Consider the following 11403-nt stretch of genomic DNA (forward strand, 5'->3'; position numbering starts at 1 on the left):
TGGGCATGGACCAAAGACTTACACGGTCTGCATACGCTCGTTTCGTTGTGGGGGTGTTCGTCCCAATGTCCCGGTTTAGCAAAGTGACCTGGTCCGAGGGACTGTTCCTTCGCCAGCACCACTTCCAGCAGTCTGACCGGTATGTCGAGCGACTGCTGGAAGGGCGTACCAGTCACGTCACGCCCTATCCATGGGGCTTTTCCGAGCTCGTCTTCGATACCGACCTGTCCGAACGGCACAAGTTCGGCCTACGCCGCGCCAGTGGCATTTTCCAGGATGGCACGCCCTTCGACATGCCGGGGGTCTCGCCCCTGCCCGAGCCCATCGACGTGCCGGAGGATGCCGAGCGTCTCTTCATCTGGCTGGTGGCGCCGATTGCCACGCCCGGCGCACGCGAAATCGACATGGCCGAAGGCACCAGCGGCAGCCGCTATGTGCGCGAAATCGAGACCGTGGTCGACGGCACCTCGGCGATGCATGTCGAACAGGAAATCGAGATCGCCGACCTGCGCGTCTCGCTCGATATCAGGGCCACGCCCAAGCCGGGCTTCCACTGCCTCAAGATCGCTAAAATCATCGAAGTGCGCGACAAGTCGGTCAAGTTCGACCCCGTCTTCGCGCCCCCCGTTCTGGTCACCACCGGGCACGGCGTCGCGGCGGGCTGGCTCGACCGCGTCATCGGCTGGGTCGATACCAAGCTCGATACGCTGGCTCGCTATGCCTCCGACCCCGGCGCCGGTGGGGGCCTGCAGGCGCTGGATTACTATATGCTCCAGGCGCTCAACCGGCAGATCAACGTCTTCAAGCACCTGCGTTCGTCCAAATTCGTTCACCCGGTCAAGGTCTACGAGGAGTTGCTGCGCTTTTCCGGCGAGCTGTGGACCATTTCGCCGAGCCGCCGCGCGCCAGAATATGGCGCCTACGACCATGACAACCTGGCCGACACCATCGAGCCCTTGCTGGCTGATATCCAGCGCCTCCTGAGCCTCGACATTGCCCGCGCCGTGCATTTGGAGCTGATCCAGCGCGGCCCCAGCGCCTATGTCGCTGCCGTCACCGATCGCACCCTGTTCCGCAATGCCACCTTCGTTATCGAGGTGGCCGCAGGCATGCCGCCGACCTTGATCCAGCAGCAATTCCCCGAGTTGTGCAAGATCGGTCCCGGCACCCGTATGCAGGAGATCGTCGCCAACAATCTGCCCGGCGTGCGCCTGGTGCACATGCCGACGCCGCCGCGCCAGATCCGCACCATTGCGCGGAACGTCTATTTCTATCTCGACCGCTCCTCGAGCCTGTGGCCCGAATTCAGTACCGCCAGCTCGCTCGGCCTGCACTTCGCCGGCGACTGGCCGGACCTCGCCCTCGATCTGTGGGCCATTCAGGAAGACCGCCAATGAGCGGCTCGGATGACGATCCTTTCTCGCGCGGCGGAAAGACCGTCATCCGGCCCAATCCGGGCGGCCGCCAGCCGGCCAGCCCGCCCGGCCAGCCAGGCCCGGCGTGGCCGTCTCCGGGCCAGCCACAGCCGCCCTCCTCGCCCAATTGGCCGCCCGCCGATTCCTCGCCCGGCTACAATCCGCGCGTCACCTCCGGCTATGATTCGCCCTTCGATCAGTCGTCCAACCAGATGCCGCGCGGTGGCGACGACTGGCTGCGCGGCCCCATTGCACCGCCGCCGCAACAGCGCGCCGCGCCCGAGCCCGAACGCCCCAAAATCCCGCTGGAGGTAGCGCTCAACGCGCCAGACAGCGTCCCTATCGCCTCCTCCAATCCGCTGACCGCCGCGGCGAGCCCGCTGCTCATCCTGCTCGGCCGCCTGCGTCTGATGATCATCGACGTGCAGGCAAGGCCGCTGATGGAAAAGGTCGCCAGCCAGATCATGGAGTTTGAGCGCAATGCGCTCGCCGCCGGCGCTGACCAACATGACGTGGCCGTGGCCAAATACGCGCTTTGCGGCACGGCTGATGATATCGTGCAGAACCTTCCTGGCACCGACACCCATGTCTGGCTGCAATATTCGATGGTGGCGCAGTTCTTCCAGCGCCGCACGTCGGGCGTGGGTTTCTACACCGAGCTCAACCGCATCCTGCAGAACCCCGCGCAGCACTATAACCTGCTCGAACTGATGCATGCCTGCTTGTCACTGGGCTTCGAGGGCCAGTATCGCACTGCCCCCAATGGCCAGAATGACCTGCAGCGCACCCGGCGCGATACCTACCAGACGCTGCGCCAACTCAATGCCCGCAGCAATGACGACGTCTCCGTGCGCTGGCGCGGGCTTGATCTCGCCATGCCCAAGCTGACCGGCCGCGTGCCGATCTGGGTTCTGGGAGCGATCGCCGCGGCACTCGGCCTTGCTCTCTTCCTGCTGCTGCGGTTCCTGCTGGCCGGCAATGCCGACGCCGTCACCACGCGGCTGCTGGCGCTGAGCCCGCCGGTACAGATCACGCTGGAGCGCGCCTCCTACTCCCCGCTGCCAAAAGAAGACTTTCGCGACCAGACCCAGCTCGAGCGCATCCGCGCGGCTTTGGCCGACGATATCGCCGCAGGCGGCATGGCGGTAGAAATGGTGGGCGACATGATCGTGGTGCGGATCAACAATCTCGTGCTGTTCGATTCCGGCAAGGCAGACGTCAAGAAGGACTTCGAGCCGATCGCCACGCGCATCGCCGCCGCGCTCGACAAGGAGCCCGGCCCGATCCTGGTCGTGGGTCATACCGATAACGTCAAGGTCTCGGGCACGGGCCGCTTCAAATCCAATGAAGAGTTGTCGGTCGCCCGCGCCGACGGCGTCAAGGAACTGCTGGCGACGACCATCGCCGATCCGAGCCGGTTGCAGGTCGAGGGCCGCGGCGAATTCGAGCCCATCGGCGACAATGCAACTCCGGAGGGCCGGGCGCAGAACCGCCGCGTCGAGGTCATGATCTCGCGCGAAGAGACCTTGAAACCCCTATGAAATTCTGGCTCTTCCTGGCCCTGCTCGCCCTTGGACTCGTCGCCTTCGCCGCGCTGGTGTGGTTCGGCCTGCCCTTGATCGCCTGGGGCGGCGTGGCGCCGTTCGAGCCGGAATGGATCCGCATTCTCATCATCGCCGTCGGTTGGGGTATCGTCGGCGTGATCTATCTGATCCGTTTCCTGCTGCGCCGCCGCGCGGCCAGGCGGCTGGAAGCGGCCATGGCAACCGGCGCCGACAGCGACGAGAAGGTGCTGGGCGAGCGCATGACTGAGGCGCTGGCCATGCTGCGCACCTCGTCCGGCAAGGGCGCCGCCGTCTATTCGCTGCCCTGGTACATCATCATCGGCGCGCCCGGCACCGGCAAGACCACCGCCCTGGTCAATTCCGGGCTCAAATTCGTCGGCCCCGCCGGCAAGCCCGCGCCCATCGCCGGCATTGGCGGCACCCGCTATTGCGACTGGTGGTTCACCGAGGATGCGGTGCTGATCGATACCGCCGGCCGTTATACCACCCAGGATTCCGACCAGCATGCCGATGCCGAGAGCTGGCTGTCCTTCCTTGGCCTCTTGAAGAAAAACCGCCCCAAGCAGCCGATCAACGGCGCCATCGTCGCCATCAGCCTTGTCGAGCTGATGCAGAAATCGCCCACCGAGCTGGCCGAGCAGACTACCGCCATCCGCAAGCGGCTGGCCGAATTGCACGATCAGCTCAAGATCGATTTTCCGGTCTATATGATGTTCACCATGGCCGATCTGGTGGCAGGCTTCACCGAGTATTTCGGCAATTTCACCGAGAGCCGCCGCCGTAAGGTCTGGGGTGCCACCTTCCAGACCGAGGATCGCCGCGCCAATATGGTTGGCTCCGTCCCGGGCGAAATGGACGATCTCGTCCGCCGCCTGACCGAAGAACTGGCCGACCGCCTGCAGGAAGAACCTGACGCTGCCTCTCGCATTGCGATCTATGGCTTCCCCGGCCAGTTCGCCTTGCTGCGCGAAAAGATTGCCACGACCCTGGCGCAGATTTTCGAGCCCAACCGTTTTCAGGCTCCTGCCACGCTGCGCGGCTTCTACTTCACTTCCGGCACCCAGGAAGGCACCCCGATTGACCAGGTGCTGGGCGCAATGGGCCGGGCCTTCGGTCCTGGCGGGCAACGGCAGCTCTCCGGCGGCGGCAAGAGCTTCTTCCTGCACGACCTGCTGACGCAGGTTATTTTCGGCGAAAGCGGCTGGGTGTCGATCGATCGCGCCGCCGTACGGGCGCAGTTCCTGCTGCGCACCGCAGTGCTGAGCTTGATCGGACTGGGCCTGGTCGTCGCCATGGCCGCCTGGGGTTGGAGCTATTTCAACAATGACGCGCTGCTTTCGGTCACGGACCAGTCGGTTGCCAATTACCGCGTTGCGGCCGGCGACCTGCTCAACGCCGCCACGGTCAACGATTTCGATCTGGAATCTGTCACCCCCGCTCTCGACCTGCTGGCCAGCATGCCGGTCGGCTACGATAATCGCGAAGCTGCCACCCCAGTAGGAGAAACCTTTGGTCTCAGCCAGCGCTCGCAACTGACCGCAGCGGCGGAATCCACCTATTACCGCGCACTCGAGCGCATGCTGCGGTCGCGCCTGATCCTGCGCCTCGAGGCCCAACTCGGCCAGATCATGGATGATCCCATGGCCGTCTATGAGGCGCTCAAGGTTTACCTCATGCTCTGCGGGACCGCCGACACTGTCGACGACGACTATATCGTCGCGTGGATGAAGCACGACTGGGAGCAGAACCTCTACCAGGGTCCAAACTACCGCCCGTTACGCGAGGACCTCGAACGGCACCTCCGCGCCATGCTGACGCTGGCCCGCACAAGGCCGCCATCGTTCGAGCCCAATGGCACGCTGATCGACTCCGCGCGGACCACGCTCACCCGGCTGTCGCTCGCCGATCAGGCCTATTCCTATCTGCGCTCGACTGTGCAAGTGCCCGATATCGTCGTGGCCGACCGGCTGGGGCCCGATTCCAGAACCATCTTCGAAACGGTTGATGCCAGCGATTTCTCCGCCATGACCATTCCGGGCTTTTTCACCTATTCCGGCTTCCACGATCACCTGCTCAACGAGCTGTCCTCCATCGCCGATCGCCTGCAGGGCGAACTTTGGGTGCGCGGTGAAGCCGGCCGCGACATGGTGAGCGACGATGCTTTCGCCCATCTCGGCCCGCAGCTCATCAGCATCTATTCCAAGGACTTCGTTGCCACTTGGGCGAACATGCTCAACAATCTCAAGTTGCGGACCCTGCCGGGCGAAAAACCCGACTACACCGTAATGTCCATCGTCTCCAACCCGGCGACCTCGCCCATCCGATCTCTGGTCGAACTGGTGGCGTCGGAATCGGCACTGACCAAGGACGTGGCGCCGGAAGAGCCGGCGTCGGCTGCATCTGGCACCGATCCCCTGGCCACGGCCGCGACCAACCTGCTGGCCTCGCGCACCTCGGGCCTCGCCAAGATCGGCATCGCCATGGCGCTGGATAAATCCAACTTGCGCCCCGGCGAACAGCCCAGCTTGCCCGGCGGCGATATTGAGGCCCAGTTTGCCGATTATGCTGCCCTGGTCTCGGGCACGCCCCGGCCCATCGATGCCGTCATCGCCAACCTGAACGAAATATACCAGAACCTCGTCATCGCCGCCCGCAATCCGACGCAGCCCGCAGGCGCCGCCGCCGCGCAACTTGCGGTCTCGAACCTGACAGTCAATGCCTCGCGCCTGCCCAACGCCATGCGCCGCATGCTGAGCGCCGCAGCCGAAGATCTGGAGGGCGATGCCGCCGGCACGTCATTGGCCCAGCTCAACCAGAAGCTGGCCGGCGAAGTCACCCGGGTGTGCGAACAGGTCACATCCGACTTCTATCCATTCTCGCCCGGTAGTCCGCGTGATGTGCCTATGGCAGATTTTTCCCGGCTGTTCCGGCCCGGCGGTGTGCTCGACAAATTCTTCGCCGATAATCTCATCAACCTCGCCGACCTCAGCGGCGACGATTGGAAATGGCGAGACGACACCGCTCTTGGCCGGGAACTTTCCAACAATGCGATCAAGGAATTCCAGCGCGCCGCCCAGATCCGCGACGCCTTCTTCCCGCCTAACGCGGCCGAACCATCGGTCAGCCTGACCATCGGCCAGACCATGCTCAATCCTGCCGCAGATATGGCCATGCTCGATATCAATGGCACGGTACTGCAATCCCAGCAGGTGGGCAGCACGCCAATCACCGTACAATGGCCGACCAGCCAGGGCAGCGGCGCGGTGACTCTGAGCATGCTCCCTGAACTGCCCGGCCGCAGCTCGACCGTCACCATTTCGGGACCCTGGGCGCTGATGCGGCTGATCGACCGGAACACTGTGGCCCGCCGCGGCGACGAGCTGCGTCTGCGCATCGTGCTCGACGGTCGTGACGTCGAATACGGCATTCGCGTTGGCACCATCTTCAATCCCTTCTTCCTGCCGGCGCTCTCGGAATTCTCATGCCCAGGCGGGCTCTAGCAATGCAGGTCGGCATCTTCGGCAAGGTCCCGCAAAAAGCAGACTTCGTCACCGCTAACCTGCCTTTGCCGATTCTGCGTCCCTACGAGCAGTGGCTGGAGGCCGCCATGGCCGCGAGCCGCTCGGCCTTGGGTGAAAGCTGGCGGGACGTCTATCTCATCGCCCCGATCTGGCATTTCCACTTCGGCGAGGCGGTTTTCGGTTTTGCCTGCCGCGGCGCCATCATGTCCTCGGTCGATGCCGTCGGCCGCCTATTTCCGCTCACCGTGTTTGGCTGGTCCCCCGATGGCGCCGCGGGCGCGATAGCAGCCGATTGGCACGACCGGCTGCAAGCCGAAATGCTGGTCGTCCTCGCGTCCGACGATGCCAACGCGCTCAACACCCTGCGGGAGACCCTCGCCAGCGGAACCTCGCCGGCGTCCGAACCCGTTGGCATGAGCACCTGGTGGCAATTGGGCCAATCCGGCCCCACGACCTTTGCCGGCCTGCCACCTCGGGACTTCTACACGACGATGATCGGGGCCAGTCCTCGCCCCGCGGTCACCCCCATCGAAGACAATCGCGAGATCACCTCATGAGCCGGACGATCCTCGTCACCGGCGGCGCGGGCTTCATCGGGTCCCACCTTTGCCAGGCACTGATCGATCGCGGCGACGGGGTGGTCTGCCTCGATAATTTCTCGACCGGCGACCGCGCCAATATTGCTCACCTGCTGGACAACAAGAACTTCAGCGTGCTGGTTCAGGACGTGGCCGAGCCCATCACTGTCGAGGTCGACGAGATCTATAATCTCGCGTGCCCGGCGTCCCCGGTTCACTACCAGCGCGACCCGGTCCAGACCACCCGCACCTGCGTCCTTGGCGCCATCAGCGTCCTCGAGCTGGCCCGCAAATTGGGCGTCCCCGTCCTCCAGGCCTCGACTTCGGAAATCTATGGCGACCCCGAAGTGCATCCACAGATCGAGACCTATGTCGGCCATGTCAACCCGATCGGCCCCCGCGCCTGCTATGACGAAGGTAAGCGCTGCGCTGAAACCCTGTTTTTCGACTACCACCGCCAATATGACACCAAAATCAAAATCGCTCGTATTTTCAACACCTACGGCCCCAACATGGCGCCGGACGATGGGCGCGTCGTCTCCAACTTCATCGTCCAGGCGCTCTCGGGCAATCCCCTTACCATTCATGGTACGGGCAGCCAGACCCGCTCCTTCTGCTATGTCGATGACACGGTTGCCGCCCTGATCGCCCTGATGGACACGCCGAAGGGGGTGACGGGGCCAATCAATATCGGCAATCCCGAGGAGCACACTGTCCGCGGCATCGCGGAAATGATCGTGGCCGCGATCGCAAGCTCGTCGAGCCTCGACCTGCGTCCTCTGCCGGAGGACGACCCTCGTCGCCGACGCCCCGATATCAACCTCGCGCTCACGGTCTTGAACTGGTCGCCAACAATATCCCTCAATGAAGGCTTGGCGCGAACCATTGACTACTTCCGCGGCGAAGGTGCTCCTGCAAGAAAAGACGCAAGCGCCTTCTGACTGCCAAATCTAGGTTGCCGTTCAGAGGCCATCGGCGCTTATCATGTCAAACCCGGCACGGCTAGCCGCGAGCTTTTGGTGTCGTGAGAAGGAACAGCAGGTTCAGCGGGCGGACTATTCACTTTTTACGGCAAGTCGCGCTAAACTTGTGACAAGGCCGACGTGTTTGCCGGCGATACTTTACCACGAGCATGCAGGAGGCGTCAGTGCCACGTATCCTAGCCCTCAATCCGCCTTTCCGCGGTCTGACCGGCGCGGTCAATGTTCTGGACCGCGTCGGTACAAAACAGGTCAATAGCGTTGACGACGTCAAGGTCGTTCAGAAATTGCTGCAACTGTGCTCAAAAGGCTCGGAGTTCGCCTCAGAGATAGGCTTGCCCGCGATTACTGGCCGGTTCGACGCCGCAACCGGGTTTTGGATTTACCGCTTTCAGGACCTCGACCACAAAAAGATGCCCTCAAATATCATTGATGGCAGTATTTCGCCGGCCCATGCCGGCTCTTACGGCGGCGGAACCTGGACCATTATTTCGATGAACCTATTCGCCAAGGAGAAAGACCCCCAAGGCCATGCAGATTTCATTGCCCGCGGCGGTTCTGTCTTCTAGCTGGGCTCACTGAAGGCATCCAGCTTCAGACTTCGGCGAGCTAAGCCTGACCGAAGGCTTTCGTCTGATGATCGCCGCTCGGACTGCTCGGCAGGCGCAAACCCCTCGTCAAAAAGGAACAGCTCGGGCTATCGTCGAAAGCGCCGAGGCAGCGAATCGAGCCGCATTTCCAATGTCGCACGGCGTTTCGCAGGCCAATGATGAGCTTATTCGGATCGCATGCTGGCCAAGCGACAATAGCTAGAGCGGATTAGGAAGTGCCGCGTTTGGCTTTGACCTGAGAAATTTGAACTGCGCGAGCATGGCGAACCACTCGTAGCAAAATGAGTTCCTGACGGCTTGATGATGGGTGTCGTTGAACGCACCTTGATAGAGACCGGAGTTGTGGTGCGGGCCGATTTCGTAAGAACTCGCGTGCGATACGAAGTGTGACATCTCGTGAAGCAGCGTAGTACAGATGTCCGGTGCGGACATATAAGTATCATTGTACCGGATATGAGCCTCATTGGCGTTCTTCTTCCACCAGCCCCCGACTTCGGCGTCGGCTATCGCCCCACTTGGTGGATGCGTTCTCCTTAGCGAAGCATCGGAAGCAGTGCGCACAAAACGCCTGACATCCGATTTCTCCGCCTTCGGGGTGGTGATAATCGTCTTCACGATCACGTCGAGCATATCCCGGTACACTTTTTGAAGTCGGCGAAGGACGTCTTTAACTCCAGCTATGGTCATCCTGGGGTGCACCAAATGGAAGCACCTGTCGACTTCGGGCAACTCCACCAGCGATGATAGCCGCGCGGTGTACGCGGCGTGCAGCGTCATTGGCCTAATGCCGGAGTTCAAGATTTGAAATTGCTGAACTTGCACCAGTTCCACCCCTGCCTGATCCAGTGACTGGATCGCTGCGATGACTCGGTACTGCGCGAAGTGCATTGCGGCGGTTAGAAACGTTTGCACTGCAGCAGAATCGCGCGCGGGGGTATTAGGGCGCCGTCCGGCGCCCGGTGCAGCGACCTTAGGCAGCGCCCCACCTGCGCCAGCCGCCTCAGAACCATCTGTTAGCGAAATGAGCTTTTTCCAGGTATTCTTGTCAGGATCGACGCGCCCGTCGCTAACCAGCTCCGGACTGTAGCGCCGCTGAAACTTCAGAATCGCGGCCCTGGTGTTGCTCCCGCTGATTCCGTCTTCCGCCAGGGGCCGCAGAGGCCCGCCGGCCTCAGCGCTGATCGAATTCAATCTGCTCTGCACCGCCAGAACGTCAGGAGCACGGTTCTGCCCGCCCGCGCCCACCGAACCGCTAAGGCCCACCGGGGCCACCGGGGCGTCAGGCGATTGACCTTTTCCAACAACTGCACATTGGCCGTTCGCCAGCCTTGCCTGATGCATGTGAACCACCCTCGCTCTGCCAAACTGAGAGCGATATTGAACAACGTGAACCGTTTTGTATCAACCCACAAAACCACGACTAGTCGCCGGTAGATGTGATTGCTAGGTAGCGTTGTCCATTGCCCAAGACAGCGACCAAGCTCGATGTATGGTTGCAGGCGGCAAAGCTTATCCTTGTGAGCTCATTTGCCAATGGTGTCGAAAGGACATGGCGACCGTCGGAAACGCGATCATCTAATTGCCAGGGATGCGCGACGGCCACCCATAGTCCCCTCTACCCCGGCATGGTTCCAGGCCACATATTATGCGAATCCGACGTGCACATTGGTTTGCCGACCGAAACCATACACCTGCGCTTCCGGCGATCCGTTGCGCGACGTCGTGGAGGGTAGCTTGGTCAGAGTAGCGCCGCATCCCTGCCTTACCGATTTCAGCGCTAGGATTGTAGCGCGGGCAATGCACCGGAAAAACTGGGGTCTGAACGCGTCAAGCTTCACGATTCTAGGGTACATTCTCATAGCAGAAATTGCCCGCGTTCATTTTTTGTTCTAAATGTCATTTGGGTTAGATTCCATCGAAGAGAGTTGTCGCCCATGCAAAACCTCGGCGGCAAGCGTCGACCGATTCGTGCTTGCAGCCTTCGCGAGAGGCAAAGATCGCGAAATCAGGGCAGCATTCGAAGCTCAACAATGCCATTTCAGTTGGCCACAATAAGTCGCGACTGACGTTGCCCCTGTCCAAGTCCTATTCAGGCATGATTATGTGGATGAGCACCGCGACATCTAACCTTGGAGAACTTGTGCCGCCTGAGGTGCTGTTCGAACAGGCGAGGTGCCAGAGATGGAATAACGTTCAGCCACACGACGGCGTGTTGTGAAACGTCAGAACTATACCAAATTATCGTTTATAGATTTCAGTGCTCTGGGAGGAATGACACGGTGAAGCGAGTTTTTATTAGTTTTGATTATGATCACGATGAAATTCTGAAGAATTTCCTCGTTGGACAAGCGAAACTTCCCGACAGTCCGTTCGAATTGGCGGACTGGTCGATCAAGGAGCACATAGACGGGAACTGGAAGGCGAAAGCCGCAACCCGCATTCGCTCGGTGGATGTGGTTGCCGTGATCTGCGGCCGGCACACAAATACCGCCACCGGCGTAAGCGCTGAGGTTCAGATTGCTCAGGCAGAGGGAAAACCCTATTTTCTGTTAAACGGTTACAAAGATGTTGCCTGCGTAAAACCAACCGCGGCAAAACCTGCCGATAAGATCTATTCTTGGACGTGGCCCAATCTGAAAGTGTTGATTGTCGCCTGGAACTGACCCGGGGTTGTCATTGAGAAGTGACCCGCCTGTAGGATAGTTTCCCGCGGTGCGGGGATGGTCAAGTGGC

The 11403-nt window shown here is 61.4% G+C and carries 8 protein-coding genes; 7 read left to right on the forward strand and 1 reads right to left on the reverse strand.

The features are described from left to right. Positions 1-65: 65 nt before the first annotated feature. The 6 genes from tssK (at position 66) to ABIB57_RS24420 (ending at position 8628) form a co-directional block, all read left to right on the forward strand. Positions 66-1397, forward strand: a complete 1332-nt coding sequence (gene tssK, locus ABIB57_RS24395) for a type VI secretion system baseplate subunit TssK (protein WP_354043908.1) — start codon at positions 66-68, stop codon at positions 1395-1397. Beyond that, entirely contained in the window at positions 1394-2956 is a 1563-nt protein-coding gene (gene tssL / locus ABIB57_RS24400; protein ID WP_354043910.1) for a type VI secretion system protein TssL, long form, read from the forward strand. The genes tssK and tssL overlap by 4 nt, the downstream gene beginning before the upstream one ends. Next, the gene (gene tssM / locus ABIB57_RS24405) at positions 2953-6480 is read left to right on the forward strand and encodes a type VI secretion system membrane subunit TssM (protein ID WP_354043911.1); all 3528 of its coding nucleotides are present in this window, start codon (positions 2953-2955) and stop codon (positions 6478-6480) included. The genes tssL and tssM overlap by 4 nt, the downstream gene beginning before the upstream one ends. A 2-nt stretch (positions 6481-6482) precedes the next feature. Further along, entirely contained in the window at positions 6483-7058 is a 576-nt protein-coding gene (tagF, locus tag ABIB57_RS24410; RefSeq protein WP_354043912.1) for a type VI secretion system-associated protein TagF, read from the forward strand. Next, on the forward strand, positions 7055-8020 hold the full coding sequence (locus ABIB57_RS24415) for a UDP-glucuronic acid decarboxylase family protein (RefSeq protein ID WP_354043913.1): 966 nt from the start codon (positions 7055-7057) through the stop codon (positions 8018-8020). The genes tagF and ABIB57_RS24415 overlap by 4 nt, the downstream gene beginning before the upstream one ends. A 206-nt stretch (positions 8021-8226) precedes the next feature. Next, positions 8227-8628: a hypothetical protein gene (locus tag ABIB57_RS24420; RefSeq protein ID WP_354043914.1), complete on the forward strand. Its 402-nt coding sequence runs from the start codon at positions 8227-8229 to the stop codon at positions 8626-8628. A gap of 240 nt (positions 8629-8868) precedes the next feature. Here ABIB57_RS24420 and ABIB57_RS24425 read toward each other — a convergent pair whose 3' ends face one another. Then, the gene (locus ABIB57_RS24425) at positions 8869-10011 is read right to left on the reverse strand and encodes a peptidoglycan-binding domain-containing protein (RefSeq protein WP_354043916.1); all 1143 of its coding nucleotides are present in this window, start codon (positions 10009-10011) and stop codon (positions 8869-8871) included. Positions 10012-10949: 938 nt separating this feature from the next. On the opposite strand from ABIB57_RS24425, the gene ABIB57_RS24430 reads away from it, so the two are divergent. Next, positions 10950-11333, forward strand: coding sequence for a TIR domain-containing protein (locus tag ABIB57_RS24430; protein WP_354043917.1), 384 nt, complete (start codon positions 10950-10952; stop codon positions 11331-11333). Positions 11334-11403 lie beyond the last annotated feature (70 nt).

The sequence above is a fragment of the Devosia sp. UYZn731 genome, assembly GCF_040546795.1.
GTDB lineage: Bacteria > Pseudomonadota > Alphaproteobacteria > Rhizobiales > Devosiaceae > Devosia.

Coding starts and splice junctions, on each gene's coding strand:
- tssK (WP_354043908.1), top strand. CDS start 66: ATGTCCCGGTTTAGCAAAGTGACCTGGTCCGAGGGACTGTTCCTTCGC.
- tssL (WP_354043910.1), top strand. CDS start 1,394: ATGAGCGGCTCGGATGACGATCCTTTCTCGCGCGGCGGAAAGACCGTC.
- tssM (WP_354043911.1), top strand. CDS start 2,953: ATGAAATTCTGGCTCTTCCTGGCCCTGCTCGCCCTTGGACTCGTCGCC.
- tagF (WP_354043912.1), top strand. CDS start 6,483: ATGCAGGTCGGCATCTTCGGCAAGGTCCCGCAAAAAGCAGACTTCGTC.
- ABIB57_RS24415 (WP_354043913.1), top strand. CDS start 7,055: ATGAGCCGGACGATCCTCGTCACCGGCGGCGCGGGCTTCATCGGGTCC.
- ABIB57_RS24425 (WP_354043916.1), bottom strand. CDS start 10,011: ATGCATCAGGCAAGGCTGGCGAACGGCCAATGTGCAGTTGTTGGAAAA.